General features: G+C 40.7%; 11 protein-coding genes. 4 read left to right on the forward strand and 7 right to left on the reverse strand.

The genetic code is table 11. The annotated features are described in order from the left end of the window. Nucleotides 1–19: 19 nt before the first annotated feature. The 5 genes from B3139_RS11190 to B3139_RS11210 all read right to left on the reverse strand — a co-directional run bounded on the left by B3139_RS11190 (nucleotide 20) and on the right by B3139_RS11210 (nucleotide 7,566). Nucleotides 20–3,664: a M1 family aminopeptidase gene (locus tag B3139_RS11190; RefSeq protein ID WP_293882985.1), complete on the reverse strand. Its 3,645-nt coding sequence runs from the start codon at nucleotides 3,662–3,664 to the stop codon at nucleotides 20–22. Next, complete coding sequence (locus B3139_RS11195) at nucleotides 3,657–4,541, reverse strand: ABC transporter ATP-binding protein (RefSeq protein WP_293882988.1); 885 nt, start codon at nucleotides 4,539–4,541, stop codon at nucleotides 3,657–3,659. The genes B3139_RS11190 and B3139_RS11195 overlap by 8 nt, the downstream gene beginning before the upstream one ends. 171 nt (nucleotides 4,542–4,712) lie before the next feature. After that, a complete protein-coding gene (locus tag B3139_RS11200; protein WP_293882991.1) occupies nucleotides 4,713–6,467 on the reverse strand; it encodes a DUF885 domain-containing protein in 1,755 nt (584 codons plus the stop codon). Between the two features lie 40 nt (nucleotides 6,468–6,507). Next, entirely contained in the window at nucleotides 6,508–7,029 is a 522-nt protein-coding gene (locus B3139_RS11205) for an STM3941 family protein (RefSeq protein ID WP_293882993.1), read from the reverse strand. A 3-nt stretch (nucleotides 7,030–7,032) separates the two neighbouring features. After that, entirely contained in the window at nucleotides 7,033–7,566 is a 534-nt protein-coding gene (locus tag B3139_RS11210) for a hypothetical protein (protein WP_209577835.1), read from the reverse strand. 198 nt (nucleotides 7,567–7,764) lie between these two features. On the opposite strand from B3139_RS11210, the gene B3139_RS11215 reads away from it, so the two are divergent. Beyond that, nucleotides 7,765–8,583 carry a hypothetical protein gene (locus B3139_RS11215; RefSeq protein WP_293882998.1) on the forward strand — a complete coding sequence of 273 codons (819 nt, stop codon included), beginning with the start codon at nucleotides 7,765–7,767 and terminating at the stop codon, nucleotides 8,581–8,583. 140 nt (nucleotides 8,584–8,723) lie between these two features. Beyond that, complete coding sequence (locus B3139_RS11220) at nucleotides 8,724–9,812, forward strand: DUF6688 domain-containing protein (RefSeq protein WP_293883001.1); 1,089 nt, start codon at nucleotides 8,724–8,726, stop codon at nucleotides 9,810–9,812. A gap of 68 nt (nucleotides 9,813–9,880) precedes the next feature. Here the strand turns inward: B3139_RS11220 and B3139_RS11225 are convergent, their stop codons facing one another. Beyond that, a complete protein-coding gene (locus B3139_RS11225; protein ID WP_293883003.1) occupies nucleotides 9,881–10,600 on the reverse strand; it encodes an outer membrane beta-barrel protein in 720 nt (239 codons plus the stop codon). Nucleotides 10,601–10,834: 234 nt separating this feature from the next. On the opposite strand from B3139_RS11225, the gene B3139_RS11230 reads away from it, so the two are divergent. Then, nucleotides 10,835–11,149, forward strand: coding sequence for a hypothetical protein (locus tag B3139_RS11230; RefSeq protein ID WP_209577832.1), 315 nt, complete (start codon nucleotides 10,835–10,837; stop codon nucleotides 11,147–11,149). A 125-nt stretch (nucleotides 11,150–11,274) separates the two neighbouring features. Beyond that, nucleotides 11,275–12,153 (forward strand): pirin family protein, encoded by an 879-nt coding sequence (locus B3139_RS11235; RefSeq protein WP_293883006.1) that lies wholly within the window; start codon nucleotides 11,275–11,277, stop codon nucleotides 12,151–12,153. A 71-nt stretch (nucleotides 12,154–12,224) separates the two neighbouring features. On the opposite strand, the gene B3139_RS11240 is transcribed toward B3139_RS11235, so the two are convergent. Next, nucleotides 12,225–16,091, reverse strand: a complete 3,867-nt coding sequence (locus B3139_RS11240; RefSeq protein ID WP_293883009.1) for a TIM-barrel domain-containing protein — start codon at nucleotides 16,089–16,091, stop codon at nucleotides 12,225–12,227. Between the last annotated feature and the right edge of the window lie 146 nt (nucleotides 16,092–16,237).

Here is a 16,237-nt window from a genome sequence, read left to right on the forward strand (position 1 = left end):
TTCTATTTGACAACCTTTTCTATAGCTCTTTCCTGTTGTCATCGGATTCAATATCAATCAGTTTATTGTAAGGATCTATGCCTACCTGTTCGGGCTTTTGATCAACAACTAGCGTCAGGGTATTATTGATCCGATCAATTCTATGCTTTTTGAGATAAAGTTCCTGCCGGTTGTTTCCACCTTTACCTTTTTTACTGGAGAAAATACCAACTTCAATATAATCTGCAAGAGGCAAAGACTTTATTGTCAGCCGATCTGATTTTTTAAATGACAGCGCCTGCCCCCCTGCGTCGATATAGCTCTTTTTCCCATTGCCATCCACGCGATATTTAGAAACTTCAAACTGAATATCAACCTGATATTTGCCATTTTTAAGTTTCTTGGCGCTCACTTTGTCAACTTTATTGTTATACAAAGTAATCGTTTCAAACATATCCTTGATCAGGTAACGCAGTGAGTCTGGAGTTACCTGCCTAAAGCTATCCACAAACTCGGTTGAGGTTGTGTATGGCGGATTTTGGAAAGCTGTGCGTTGCAAATAAGCTCGCGCAGTACGATTAAAAACATCCTCTCCCAGGTAATCGCTCAACGCATAAAGCACCAAAGACCCTTTTTGGTAATGGATGTACATTTGATTTTCATTGTACATCAATGGCTTCTCGCCTAGTTTTTCGGCACTTCGCCCCTGCAAATAGCCGTCGAGTGCATCTTTAAGAAACTTACGCATCTGCCCTTTGCCATATCTTTTTTCCAAAACCTTGAGCGATGAATATTCAGACATACTTTCGGACAATAAGGTCGCGCCTTGCACATTAGCCCCTACCACCTGATGGGCCCACCATTGATGGGCTATCTCATGTGCTGTTACTGCATAAGGATAATCAACTGCATCATCCTTCTTCTCATCAACATCGGCAATAAAACCGATTGCCTCAGAAAAAGGAATGGTATTGGCAAAAGACTGCGCAAACGTTCCAGCGGTACGCGGAAATTCAATAATACGCAATTGCCGATGTGGATAGGCACTATATTCTTTCGTATAGTAAGCCAGAGAGGCTTTACTAGAAGCCATCATACGATCGAGGTTGTAGATATGCCCTTTGTGGTAGTAAATTTCGAGGTTAACACCATTCCACTCGTCTTTTTTGACTTCATACTGCGCCGAATTAAAAGCAAAAAAGTTGAGGATCTCTGAATCCATTTTATACTGATAATACTTGCGGCCATCTTTTTCCCATTCCTTCGTCAGATATCCCGGGGCAATAGCCAACTGATCTTTAGCGGTGCTTACGGTAGCTTCGAAACGGATCCAATCCGCATCGTTGGAGATATAATTATCTTGCAGTGCTCTTCGATCACTCTGCGGGGCCATCCGATTTCGAAACGGTAGACCATACTTCTTGCGCACATCATTATCCACCAGCTCGCCCCGGTCCAGATAGCCTATATTCGGAAAAAGCATATTATTGATAAAAGTACCATTTCCTTTCACTGGTGACTTTTCATTTATCCAGGTATTGGCTGGACTTTCCGTACTAAATTTCAACACAATGGAATCTCCCGGAGCCATGGGCTTATCGAGCTTATAAATATTAAAATTATATATATCGTCGGCAGAAAGCAGCTTATTTGGCACATTGAAAGAAAATTGATAATCGTAATCATTATAATTGACAAAAATAGAATCGATAGCGATATTGGTCTTATTTTTCAGTACATACGCTGCTGTTGCTTTAAAACTACGCGTATCCGGAAAAATATCGAGATTAAACTTAATATCCACGACGCGTGGCTGCGGGCGATATTGATATTTCTTATATTTCTTTTCCCATTCGACGGCCTGTTTTTCATGATCCAAACTTGTATAATAGGGGTTTTTGACGTGGTTTTCGTAGTATATTGCACTGCCGATACCAACAAAACCTAAGAAAGCGATCAACACTATCGCACCTGCCGTCGGGCTCCAGTTGGCCCTAAGAATAGCCCAACGCTCCCTAAAGCCCGAAAAACTACCTCTCCGCCACAATAATAGTGCGAGCGTAGCAAAAACAACCGCGAAGAGCAGCCAATAGATCCGATACGTTAAAAAGGGAAGTACATAACCAAACCCGTCCATATCGGAGTAGTCAAGATCTGGCCCCTGATTAAACTGATAGATTTCCTGTTCAACTCCGACCATAGACAAAAATGGCAATCCAATAAATAAGGTCAGCAGTACAAAAAATCCAGCCAGGTAGTTTTTGAAAACCGTATGGACAAACAATGAAATAAAAAGCCATACCACATTGGACAGCATACCATAGACCATCAAATGCAGCACATATTGTTTGATTTCAAAATTGTAATAACGATGGTAAACCTGAAAAGCCATACAGGTTAAGATCACGACGCCCAACAGGGTCAACTGCATCAGCAGGACGGCAATAATTTTAGATCCCATAAAAGCCCAGTTGGGAGCTGCTGTGGTGTCCAGTAGTCCCCCCATCCGCGTAATGGTTCCACGGTGGACTAAAAGCCCCATAAAAAGAAAAGTCAGGATCAGCAGGAAAAACTTAAACGTACTCCCCGGGATCATCAGCATTTTCCAGGTAACGGGATAAGTCGACGTTCCAAATATCGAGCCAATGGTGCTTGCCATCAAGATAATGAACAAAACTCCTACTAAAGTCAATATTAAAAATACCGGATTTTTGACGATATAGCGATAGTCATATCGCGCCATTGTCCATGTCGTTTTCAAATAATGAAATGTCGAAAAATCATAGCTGACCTTAGGCAAATTGATCCGGAAGATACTGTCAAAGTTATTCTTTGTCAACCGAGCTCCTTTTTTTGACGATTTAAAGGAAATCGAATGTTGCGAAAATGAAAATAACATGTAAAACCCACCAATGAATAATGCTGCTACAGCGAGCCAAATGAGGCGGTTATAAATAACTGCTCCGGTAAAAGGCAGATTGTTGACATTCTTCTCATCTGGCGACCAGTACTGAGTATAATACGAGATGGCACTATCGCCAAACGGATCGATCAATGCACCGACAAAACGATTGTCCATGTTGTTTGCCAGACTTTGAACAAGCACCTGAAGAATAATAAGGATCAGCACGGCAACAAAACCAACGTATACGTTTCTTGTCAATGTTACGAGTACGAAGATAATGGCACTAAAAATAACCAGATTGGGAATAACCTGTACGATATAAGTCTGTAGATAAGCCCAAATATCAATCGGCCCCAACAAAGATTGATTGATGCCGGGTACAAATTGTGCCACAACAATACCAAGGGTTGACGCCAATACAATAACCAATACCACGGCTACCGACCCAAAGAATTTGCCCAACAGGTAATCCGTTTTTGAAAAGGGGTAACTGAACAGTATCGTATGCACCTGATACTGAAAATCACGATAGACACAGGCTCCAACAATGGAAGGAATCAAAAAATAAATAATTGTTGACATCCCATTGACCATACCATTAATTCCCCAAGGTGAGTTTCGGATGGTGTTGGATGAAGTGGTCGCCGTTACACCGTCAAAGATGCCCAGCGATGAAAGCATGATAAACAGCGAGAGTGCAAAGAACAGCGCCATGTAGATATAGACGGCCGAACTTTTAAACCAGCGCGTAAATTCAAAATTAAAGATAGCTTTAAACATGGCGTTGATCATTTTTTAGCGCAACAAAATAGACATCCTCCAATTGACCTTGGGCATTCACAAATGACTCATCCGGACGCTCATCACTGTGCACCCGAATGTTGAGCGTATTGTCCTGATTGTAATTGGTCGAAATGACGTTAAACTTCTGAGTATACTCGTCCAATTGATCTCTACTGATGATACGCACCCAGATCTTGCCCTCCAATTGGTCGATCGATTCTTTCGGAGTACCTCTCAAAAGGATCTTACCACCATTTAGAATAGCTAACTCATGACATAATTCCCGTACATCATCGACAATATGGGTAGAAAAAATAACCGTATGATCTGTACCTATTTCCCGTAGGACATTCAAAAAGCGATGTCTTTCCGCTGGGTCAAGTCCCGCGGTTGGCTCATCAACGATAATTAATTTTGGATCATTCAGCAACAACTGTGCAATACCAAAACGTTGTTTCATGCCCCCCGAGTAACCGCTTACACTTTTATTGCGCACGTCCCAAAGATTGGTCACTTCAAGAACGCGATTGATAATAGCATTGCGGTCCGCTTTGGATTTGATTCCTTTAAGTTTCGCAAAGTATTGCAGCAGATCGGAAGCGGAGAGGTTGGGATAAACACCAAATTCCTGAGGCAGGTAACCCAAAACTTTCCTCAAATCCAGCTGATTTTTCAACACATCGATATCGCCGAAAGTGATACGGCCACTGTCGGGTTTCTGAAGCGTAGCGATCGTCCGCATTAAAGAAGACTTACCCGCACCATTCGGGCCCAGCAAACCAAACATTCCGGGTCTGATTTCCAAGTCTACATTGTCTAACGCTTTGACCCCATTCGAATAGGTCTTACTAAGGGTTTCTATGGATAAATTCATAATTAATTTTAACTGTTAATAGTAGGTTAGTATACCAAAACAATGATATGTTACATGAATATAGTAAAAGTTAAAAACAAACGAAAAGGAAAGACCAAAATACCCACACCCACCCTGCCTGTAAACAACTGAGCCACTCCGGGGGAGTGGCTCAGTCATTGGTCGCGATGGCTATTTTAGCATCATCTCGCGGATATACTTCACTGGCGAATTTCCAAAACTCAGGAACGTCTCATGGAACTTTTTCAAATTAAACTGTTTCCCTTCTTTTTGCTTAACAGCCTCTCGAAGTTCATAGATTTCTTTATACCCAGTATAATAAGAAGTCAGCTGAACACTGCTTACCGACACACGTTTCCATTTACCCGCTGCTTCGGCCTGTTGTTGGAAGGCTTCATCCACCAACAGATGCATAGCGTCTTTCTCGCTCATATTCTTCACATGTACGCTGTAGTCCAATATGGCATTGCAAACTGCACGCAGATGCCATTTATACCACATCAACCACATTTCGGGCGCATTGTCACCGTAACCGTTTTCCAGCATCATCTGCTCGGTATACACTGCCCAACCTTCAATCATAGCACCATTTCCTAAAATACTCTTGATGAGACTTGGCGATTGGTTGGCATACACCAATTGGGTGTAATGCCCCGGAATAGCTTCGTGGATATTGAGTATCTGCAGGATGTAATGGTTATATTCTCTCAGATAACTCTCCTTAGCCTCTTTCGTCCAGCCACTTAGACTACCGACATTATAATAAGTGTTACCTCCTTTATCATATGGCCCCGGCGCACTGATTGATGCGCCCGCGACACCAGCCATATAGGCGGGCTCTTTGCGCACCACGAGCGGTTTACTCTCGTCGATATATAGTAAATCTTTCTGTTTGACAAAAGCGACCAATTTAGGTATCTGCGCTTCGATAGCCGACTGAAAGTCTTCTGCTTTGACATGATTTACCGAAAGGGTATCGATCATTTTTCGGATGACAGCCAAACTATCTGCAGGCACAGCTGATTTCCCAAAATACTTTGGCCAAAGTTCCTTGCTGATTTTATACATTTCGCCATGCAAATAAGTTTTCCGTGCAAGCGCAGCCTGATAAACCTGTTCGGCAGTGGATCCAGACTGTATATCAAAATCGAATTTTTTGTCGTAAAGCGCTTTTCCCAATCTAAAACTCCGTGGCGACGGATTAGGCGTCACTTTTAAAAACTGTACATACCCGTTTATCGCCGCAACAGCTTGCTGGGATGCCTTCCCAATGGCTTCTTTTTCCGCAATTGATAGATCTGATTTTTTCAGTGAATCCAGTAAGTCGCTTTCAAAAACAGATAATCCGCCCAAATTCTGTTGAATGCCCAAATCGGTCAATACCTGAGCTGGATTTTTAAGCTGTTTCTTTGCAGCCTCATAATAGGCCGGAATTTTTATTAAACGCTGTTGAATGGCTTTAAGCCGCGTCGATAACGGTGCATAACGCTCTGCGAGCATAAAAGCGATTGTCCCTCCAACGTTGTAAGACGACGGGTTCCATTCATAGGCACGCTCTTGCTCTATCGACCAAATATTTGATTCAAGATAATTTTTAATCAAATGATAATCTGTCTGTTGCGATAAATTCAAAGAACTCAAATCAAAGCTTTTTAGGCTGTCCAACTGGTTCTTTGAAAATTCTAGCCGTCGCTTTCTGGCATTCGCATCTGGTATGGTTAATAGAGAATCATACTGATGAAAACCAACTTGGGTAGCCCATTCTGGATTTTCTTTCCAAAGCTGCAGAATAAAACGGTCTTCATACGATTTAAAATTTTCATTCGTAGCGGTATCAGCAACAGTTTGACTGTTATGAGCTCCTGATCCACAGGAAGCCATCAGCCCCAGTCCAGCGATAGCAAGGGTATATATTTTAAGTTTCATTGGAGTAATTTGGCTAAAATTAACAAAAAAAAACGAGCCATTACTTTTGCTTGTCCCAATAAGATAAAAACAGTTGATGCAGTTCTGAAGGCTTCAGATCAATGGTTGACGCCGAATACATGATATTTAATTCCTGAGCAGATTCCTGATAGGCCATCTTCCATAGTAGTGATGGTAGTCTATCTTTATACTTACCTGAATTTTTTAGGGTAACAATGATCATGGTATCCCCACCCACTTTCTCTAAATCAATAGACTTTACATCTTGCCAATTCCCTTGACCAAAAGCTTTTGCCAATGGCGTAGTTTTTCCGAAAAAATATTTTTCACTAAGAACAATCTGGGCTGATTTATCCCGAAGACTCAGCAAGTTTACAATCAACAAGATGAGAAGTACCAACAATACTCCTGCAGAAAAGATCGTGGGCTTAGCTTTAAAAACTCCATCAAACAATCCAATACTATAAAGTAATATGATTAAGAGTAGCAAACAAAATGCTGCTGAAATTAGCAGCATTTGTGTTGTTTTTCGCTTATTTCTGTAAAGATGTGTTTCCTTCATGAGTTAGTTTCCCCAATTCACGTTTAGGTTGTGCTTTTCTGCGTAAGCTTTCCCTAAGGTATATACATTGTCGAAAGCACTATTGATTTCGGGCATGTCATTCTTCTCAATCTTTTGGAGTAAAGCCTGCTTTTCTTCAGCCGAACCTTTACGATCACATAACTTTGCATAGGCCGTATATTCATTTTTATAAACGGGCAGGACTTTCTCGAATAATGCAATAGACTGTTCTTTCAATGCTTTCGCTTCCGCATCGGAAACATTCAGCTCTTTGATATCCTTTAAAGCCTTTTCGACAACCTGAATCTTAATCTCAACTGACTTTTGAGCTTCATCGCCCACTTTCTTACTGGAAGGCATGTCCGCAAATTCCACAGTCTCCTGCTCGAGGCTTTTGCCGTAGCGCTCAGGCGCAAAATCCGCAATAAGATTGGTATTTAAAACAACTTTTCCGAAAAACTTATCCGGACTGGGAGATTGACAAGCCGTAAAAAACATGCTCGACAACATAAGAATAATAACTAGTAACTGCTTCATATATACATATTGTTTGTTCCCAAAATAATTAATAATTATGAAACAGGCAAAATATGTAGTCCTCTGACTGTCGCATACACTTTCAACCAGTTGCCCCTTTTCAATGATAAAAGAAGAGATATGAACGATAAGTATTGTACAAAATGTTAATTTTTAATACCTTAGCAATTAACATACAAGAGATTAAAAAAAGTCATTATGGGCTATGATATTAGTTACCACCCGATCTCAGAAAAACAAATAGAAACGTGGTATTTTGATTTACTCCAAAATCCCGAAAAGCTTGAGGAAATATCCACATTTCATCAGCTCGAAGACTTCTATAAAACCAAGTACCAAGACACTTTAAATGCGGGCCGTGAAACCGGAAAAAATGATTATTTTGACAAGACCCACGGTTTTTTTATAGCGGTGGTACAAGGTTTTTTCGAAAAGTACTTTTATGTTCGCGGCGGAGCTTTGTCCTTCTCCCAAAATGAACATTTGTCTGTCTATTACAAAAGATGGGAAGAATTTATACAACCAGAATTCCTAACCAATACGATCGAAAATAGGCTTGTTGAAAACTATTGCTCGGGTGTCTTTATTCCAGCAGAGAAAACCGCTCAATTATGGATAGACTATCATCATAACCCAGCCATCAGGGCTGAATTAGATACACTTTTTTCAGAGAACCGGATTTCAATTTTTCTCGATGCATTGCAATATGCCAAGGAGCGAAATCTCGGCCTTTTGGAAGCAACCGAAGTCGTAGAACCACAACCTTTTGACCTGAATGAATCGAAAAGTTACTCCAACCTGTTTAACTGTGACAAAGCAGGTCTACTCTTATATCAGGCTACAGCTTTAAAACAGATTCAGGATATAGCACAACGCAGCGGACTTCCTGAAAATGAGGCTTTGCCAAATGTCAAGACTGATACGATACATGTGCAGCCGGAGAAGCCTGAAACGACCGAAAACTTTCCAAACAGTAAAAAAAGAAATTTCTGGAACAGGTTATTTGGAAAAGATTAAACCAGCTATTTTGCGCTCAATAATAACACTGTTTTCAACACTTATGATGATTTCTGGCATATACGTGTATCACGTCGAATCTGAATCCAGCACACTGATTTGACTATATTCTTCTTCGCATTATAACTGCTCATTCTATTATGATTTTAATTCTTCTTTTCATTATAATCACGCTTTTCGGAATTTTATATCTGCTGCGCGCGCTCGTGAAAAAACAACAGCGGGATGTATCCTTTGTTGAATATACCGTTGTCACTGCTTACCTTTTAGCGCTGCTGCTTGCGGGGATTGGTTTTGTATTCCATTCGAGCCAATATAACCAACCCGTGGACCCTGTGGATGGAGACTGCTATATTCCCTTCGGCGGCAAACACATCTTATCGCTGTTTATCTATTTCGTTGCATTCAATATTTCAGCAGCTACCATCTGGATAAAAGGGCGAAGAATTCCACCCATACCTCTCGTTATGATGCTGGTGATGTTATTGATAGGCAGCGTAATGAGTGTATTTGTACTTATTCAGGTCAGTCACCACGATACATCCACACTGGATATGTATGTTGGCAATGAAGGAACTTTATACTTTATTTTTACACCAATTTGCAGCTTAATTATCGGTGTCGGATTAATCCGTAGAGTCATCGTAGAAGAAAAGGGTTACGCCATGAACAGAACTTACACCAATCCCACCCTCAACAAGATCAATACCTTACTTTCTTCCAAGCTGAATTATCCCTTATGGGCTATTGTATTACTTGTTCCGGTCTTTCTGATACTGACCCTCATCCTCATCTTATTGGGGCAGGATCACGATTCCATGGCGAAAGTTTTCACGGAGACAACTACTTGGGCATTTTCACAAAAAATGCATCCTCCCATTTTGGATCATAAAGGACATTATTTATGCACAGTCGCCGCGAAAGGTAATCCTGCCCTTGTAAAACCGTTGAGATTAGGCAAAAGGCACGGCAATACCATTATCGTCAATAGACAGCTTCAGATTGCCAATGCGTTTGAAGAAATTTTGAGTGATCTATCACCTTCGATACACCGGTTTGTGCGGTATTGCTATGATAAATATGGTTTCAACATCTCCATCAAAATCAATTCAACCGGTGCATCAAATATGACTTATATTTTAATGAAACCCTTAGAATATATATTTCTATTTTTCTTATATATGCTTTATATCGAACCCGAGAAGAAAATTGCCAAACAATACAACTAATATCTTCGCGCCCCGATCTGTTATTTACGAAAATGACCTATAATCGAAAGCAAACGTGGGAGTAAGCTTTATTCATTTTTAAATATCGGTCTTAGTAACTGATATTGTAGGCCCAATCGGAATACATTTAGTCGTGCCGCACCAAGGTCGCTACCCAGCATCTGTCCGGTATAATCCTTCAATCCCCATGAATAACCGGCAAACACGGTATAGCGGTCATAATTTACGTTAAATTGTAAACGTGGCCGCAGATCCATATCAATTACTTTACCTCTGTCACGATCAAATGTTGTTTTATTTCCCTGTTTATCCTCAATACTACCTTTTTCCTTGATGCTCAATACTTTGGCAATATCCATCCCCAGCTGAATATCCATCGTCATGGGTTCAAAAAAGACGCGATAACCGACAAACGGATTAAAATTGATAAACTGTTGATTAAGTTGGGTTTGACCACGGCTTCCATTCATAAATTCGCTTCCCTCCAAATCAATCTTTGTCTGCAATCTTTCGTAGGCGCCTTCTAGACCTAATATCAAATTGTTGGCAAAAATATAACGGTAGTCTAAAGCCCCACCTATGTTTATTCCATATTTTTTTCCATAGGGATTACTGGTATAAAAGTCCTGCTGCGTGGATCCAATCAACGTGCTCTTGGCCTCACTCCCTTCTCCCGTAAAGTTGGATACCCCAGAAGTAACCCCCACACGTAGTTCGTGCGTTTGCGAAAAAGCTATAAAATGAGTTACACCGGCAAAAAGCCCGACAAGTAAAAGTCTCTTCATCATAAACTAAATAATAATTAAAATCGCTAAAAAATTATATACATCCGATTACTAAAAGTAAGAAATTTTATGTGATTGTACTTATTTCACCCCTTTCTTTTTCTGTTGACATATTGCGTATTGATCCAAATCGTTCAACGGCGCCCCTTCATGATGAAAACATGCAGAGAGTATATCGCTGTATTTATTAAACTACATCAATGGAAATGAATCAGTTCATGTTTACTTTTGTTCATTATGAAGACCTTAACATTTCTCCTATTTGGCAAAAATGAAGAAATTTTGCTTACGCTAAAAAGAATCATTGAGAGCACTCCTATGTGGAACGCAACATTACTGCAAGAGTTGGATAGTTGTAAAAAGCAGCTAATTAATCATCCTGTAGATGTATTATTATTAAGCTCGGGGCTCTCGCTGCAGGAAGAACAAGAAATAACGGATTATCTTTCGCAACTCCCTTATTCCATCGGCCTGATTACCCATTATGGTGGCGGCAGCGGGATTTTGAAAAATGAAATTTATACGCTGTTTCCAGACTTACTGCCAGGTTAATGCAACTTTGAGCAGCGCAATATGAGAACGATACAACTGGAAACCGCTAAAATGTTTCTTTATTGAACTAGATCAATGGCGATCGGCTACTAAAAGGCTAATTTTGGATACTAAATAAAATGATCATGAACAAACAGAACTTTATAAAAAAGGGACTTTTAGGTTCCGGAATATTTACATCGAAAGAATCTTCAGCTGATATCTTGAAAAATGATATCGACGAGATAAGCCCCCTTGAAACTTTGAATGTGGAAGATACAAACTATCCATCAGACAAATTGGAAAACCACAGTGTCCTCCATAAAGCAACTACTCGCGGGCATGCGGATCATGGCTGGTTACAAAGCAATCATACGTTTAGTTTCGCCAATTATCACAATCCTGAACGCATGCATTTTGGTGTATTGAGGGTACTCAATGACGATACAGTCGCTGCGGGAAGAGGTTTCGGTAAACATCCCCACGATAATATGGAAATTATCAGCATCCCATTGGAAGGCGACCTGGAACATGAGGACAGCATGGGCAATAAAGCGATTATACGAAAGGGAGATATTCAGGTTATGAGTGCAGGCACTGGCATCATACACAGCGAGTATAATAAAAACACCGATCAGGCAGTCAAATTTCTACAGATTTGGATATACCCTAATCAACGGAATGTGAGTCCGCGATACGATCAAATTACCTTGGATGGTATGCAAAGACAGAATAAATTTCAACAGATTCTCTCGCCAGATCCAGACGATCAAGGGGTATGGATTCATCAGAATGCCTGGTTTTCGATGGGCCATTTTGACCAGGACGTTCAAGTAAAATACCACGTCAAACAGGCCGGTAATGGTGTCTATATTTTTGTGATAAAAGGCAGCGTTAGCGTTGAAGGGCAGGCATTAGAAACCAGAGATGGTTTTGGAATATGGGATGTATCAGAAATCAACATGAAAGTAACCTCGCCGGATACCGAAATCCTGTTGATGGATATCAGTATGGTATTGGACTAACGCAGGGAGCAGATAGCAATGAACAAAACTGGGAGCTTCATAGGCGCCCAGCTTCGTTCATTTGTTGGCTTTTAGAAAGTGACAGCATTTAGCTTTTTATCCACCAAAACACCATCCTTCGCCTGGAGGTTGAAGATGATATTGCGCCTCGCTTTTAATCTAATCTTAAATAAAACCTCCGATCCATTTAAGACCTCTTTGTTGCCTAGATTTACAAAAGTAGGATACAACACCTTACTGCCGTTGGTATGGAGACGATCGTTCGTATAATTGTTCATCTCTTTTAGATGCAAAGGCTCGATACCGACATATTCAAAATCTCCCTGATTATAAGGGAGGGCAAAACTAAGTGCATTGACTGCGTTGAGCTGTTCTCCACGTACACTGATTTCAACTATTTCGCCTAACTTTAAACTCGTTTTTGATGGAACCAATTTCAGTTTACCAGCGACTTTCTCCCCTTTGGCAGGCTTTGCCCCCCCTTCGATGACGACAGCAACGTTGGAAATATCATAAGCATCAATCAGTTTATTTTTATTGACATCACCGTTGCTAACATACCCCTCGAAATCTCCATCTCCAAAGCGCAAGCCCATATAATTAATATAAGATGTTAAATCATTGTGGTCGATCAATCGGTCATTATTGATATCACCCGGTAGGTAGCTTGATGATCCTGGCACTTTAAACACATACAATTCTCTGCCAGAACCAAATCCACCCACAGCTTCAGAAATTGAAAGTTTGATAAATCGTGCGACCGGATGTGATCCAAACGCAAAACGTTTCATTTCGCCATCACGTTTCCAGTCAAAGCTGCCTGCTTCAGTCCAGGTCACCTTGTCATTGCTATAGAAAACTTTTCCTTTCAAAATTATACCATTCCCGCCGTCAGTCCTTGGAAGATACTCAAACTTATCCAATTGATTGACAGATTTTAAATCTAAGGTCATATCAAAAGGAACTGCTGTCTGCCCCCATTTCGTATGCCACATATCTCCCTCATCGTAATTGAACAATTTATGGATACCGTTCCCACCTTGGTTATCAACAGACGTCTCTGCTTTGATGCCATCAATAGCAAACTCCAAGGGGTTAGCTTTTGTTTTTGCCGAAAATGTACTCCAATCTGAAAATCCAGATTTATTGACTGCCCTGATTTTAAACTGATAATCCGTTTGAGCTGCTAGTCCATCAAAAAGCAGTTGCGTGTCCTGGATGGTCGAATAGATCAAGTCATTGCATTCAATTTCATAATAATCAGCATTCACAACCTTTCCCCAAGTTGGATTTAAGGTATACGCTTGCGTATTCTGATCGGTGATTACAGCCTTAGGCGATTCTAAAGCACCTGTTTGGGTTAGATACCTGTCGGCAGGTGCATACGTATAGCCTTCCAATTTGACTTCAACTGCAGTTGATGAGACATCCTGTTTGGCTAGTCGTACCAACAACATCGGATTTTTAACCAATGGTATTTTCTCGAATTCAGATCCCTGGGTTGCAAACTGGTTCAAATTTGGATGTGGATCGTAGAAATAGACATTTTCAGAAGAATTAAATACATCTAAACTGTTTACTTCTTTGAGTTTTATATTTTTTCCATTGATCTTTACTTTCAACGCCTTGGGTGCTTTACTGACGTTAAAACGAATTTCGGTAGACTTCATCATTTCAAAGCCATCAAATTCACCCTCCGTTGGCGCAATTGTAAATAACACGCTATTGCCTGCAAGGTGAGACGCTAGTGTTGTTTGAACACCCTTTCCATAACGATATGCTTCAGTCTTTCCGTCGTCGTCATATTCAACAAAGCTGGAATTTCCGTAGGGATAAACCTCATAGATACGTTGATCTGTTTTGATTTCCTGCACGTTATTGTTCGGATGGGTTACCGGAATAATAGCACCATTTTTAACAAAAACGGGCAGTTTCCAAATGGGAGCGTCAAAATTATTGATGATACGCCCACCTGCATACTTCTCACCGGTAAAATAGTCTATCCATTCACCATCTGGCAGGTAGATACCATTGCGGATATCATTTCCGTTATCATCAACATGAGTTTCCTGATAAATTGGTGCTACAAGAAAACTAGGACCATATAAGTATTGATATTGAGTAGATTTGCCGAGCGTAAAGCTGTTTGCCTGCTCCAAAAACATGGCACGAATGATGGGCAGTCCATCGATAGCTTGTCTGGCGACGCTATAACTATAGGGAACCAATTGTGACTTTAATTTGAGATACAAACGGTTGATCGACGTAGCGGGCTCACCTAAAGCATGTGGGTATTTCTCATTTGAACCCCAACCATCCATATTCAGTTCCATCGGCGTCCAGGTTTTCCACTGGAAATCACGAATATTAACTTTAAAATTTTTCCCACCAAAGATTCCGTCCATATCGGAGGTAATATTAGGCTGGCCTGAAAGCCCAGACCCGATGTAAGTAGGTATATGGAATCGAATGTACTCCCATACACCGCCCGTTTGGTCACCCGACCAGATAGTAGCATAGCGTTGTGTGCCTGCCCAGCCATCCAATGAAATAATAAATGGACGCGCATTGTTTCCATAATAAGGCATGGTATGCCCGACGTCAGCGACTCCATTGAGGCCAAAAGAATATCCGGGGCCAACCCAGGCAACATCCGTTTTTAGAACCCTGACACCCGCATCCCGCACTTCTTTTACGATATCCCGTTGCAGTAATGCACTTATACTATCTTTGGGATGGAGATCTGACTGTGTCCATAAACCGATTTCGACACCATTTTTACGTGCATAATCGCCAAATTCCTTCAAATTGCCGATATTTCCATCTAAGGTTTCCGTTTGTCCATAACCAGCACCATAACCGTCATTCGGAAGGATCCAACCCAAAGGCATATCATGTACCTTATAGCGGTCGATCACGGCGCGTGCTGAAAATTGATAATTGTTTTTCTCCCCATTCAGGGATTCTTTGATTCCGCCGTTGTCCTTTTGGCTTTCTTTATAACGCTTGCCATCTTCAAATAAAATCCCTTGCTCATCTTCCTTCCAGAAATCGCGATTATAGGCGTTAAGATGGCCTTCATATAATCCAAATTTCGGTAGAAGGATCGGCTTACCCGTCAATTGATAGAAATCATTCAGCAAAGATTTAGTGCCCTCATTCACCATAAAAAAGACATCTAAATAGTCGGTATCATGTGTTAATTTTACCGTGCCTTTTGTTTTGGCTCCAAATGTATAATTTCCCTTTTTGAACGTATGCCACATCAAGCCATAACCTTTTGTAGACCAGTAAAAAGGCGTTGGGGAAGCTACACCACCATCTGTCCAGCTATTCTGGTTTTCAATGGCGATTGTGTTCCCCTTATGAGAAAAGCGTCCATTCTGTACACCACCTCCAAAGAAATATTCGTCTGCCTGTTCTTTCAATTCGAGACTGACTTGATGCTGATCAAAATTGATTGGCTTTAAGCTTTCAACGACTACCCTATTGTTTTTACGATTGAGGATACTAAACTGTGAAGTCTGCTTATCCATTGAAAAAAGGATATCTTTGGTGGAGATGCTTACCTTATTTCCTTCATCCTTGACCTCCAGTCCAGTGACAGTTTTGCGGGGCTGCTCTACGAGAATTTTTGCGGCGGGTTTTGCTTCAGGATCACGGATAATACCCCCATGAATATCTTGGAACATTCTAAAAATATGATCGCCATAGAAATCTAAAGTCAACCGTTGATTATTATCGTATACAATCTCTACTGTCGTTGGGTTAATTTTTTGAACGGTGCTAATCTTAGCTGTATGATCAGCGCGATATGTACTCAAATATTGGATTGTATTCGTTCGGGCTTCAAGCCTATTGGATTGAAAAATAAAAGGTGAAGCCAATCCTATTAGTAAACTGACCTGTGCTTTTGCGCGCCAAAAAGATATCTTCATGCGTATGATTTATAATGCATTAAATTAACTTAACAATAATACAATAGTAAATCGAAGTAAAAAAGCGATTATGAAATGCAAACGATTGTCCAATAATAATGTTGCGAGAAGGAGGATATGTTGACAAACGAAAGAAGCCCTTGACT

Source organism: Sphingobacterium sp. UBA1498 (assembly GCF_002325125.1).
Taxonomy (GTDB): domain Bacteria; phylum Bacteroidota; class Bacteroidia; order Sphingobacteriales; family Sphingobacteriaceae; genus Sphingobacterium.

Coding starts and splice junctions, on each gene's coding strand:
- B3139_RS11190 (WP_293882985.1), bottom strand. CDS start 3,664: ATGTTTAAAGCTATCTTTAATTTTGAATTTACGCGCTGGTTTAAAAGT.
- B3139_RS11195 (WP_293882988.1), bottom strand. CDS start 4,541: ATGAATTTATCCATAGAAACCCTTAGTAAGACCTATTCGAATGGGGTC.
- B3139_RS11200 (WP_293882991.1), bottom strand. CDS start 6,467: ATGAAACTTAAAATATATACCCTTGCTATCGCTGGACTGGGGCTGATG.
- B3139_RS11205 (WP_293882993.1), bottom strand. CDS start 7,029: ATGAAGGAAACACATCTTTACAGAAATAAGCGAAAAACAACACAAATG.
- B3139_RS11210 (WP_209577835.1), bottom strand. CDS start 7,566: ATGAAGCAGTTACTAGTTATTATTCTTATGTTGTCGAGCATGTTTTTT.
- B3139_RS11215 (WP_293882998.1), top strand. CDS start 7,765: ATGGGCTATGATATTAGTTACCACCCGATCTCAGAAAAACAAATAGAA.
- B3139_RS11220 (WP_293883001.1), top strand. CDS start 8,724: ATGATTTTAATTCTTCTTTTCATTATAATCACGCTTTTCGGAATTTTA.
- B3139_RS11225 (WP_293883003.1), bottom strand. CDS start 10,600: ATGATGAAGAGACTTTTACTTGTCGGGCTTTTTGCCGGTGTAACTCAT.
- B3139_RS11230 (WP_209577832.1), top strand. CDS start 10,835: ATGAAGACCTTAACATTTCTCCTATTTGGCAAAAATGAAGAAATTTTG.
- B3139_RS11235 (WP_293883006.1), top strand. CDS start 11,275: ATGAACAAACAGAACTTTATAAAAAAGGGACTTTTAGGTTCCGGAATA.
- B3139_RS11240 (WP_293883009.1), bottom strand. CDS start 16,091: ATGAAGATATCTTTTTGGCGCGCAAAAGCACAGGTCAGTTTACTAATA.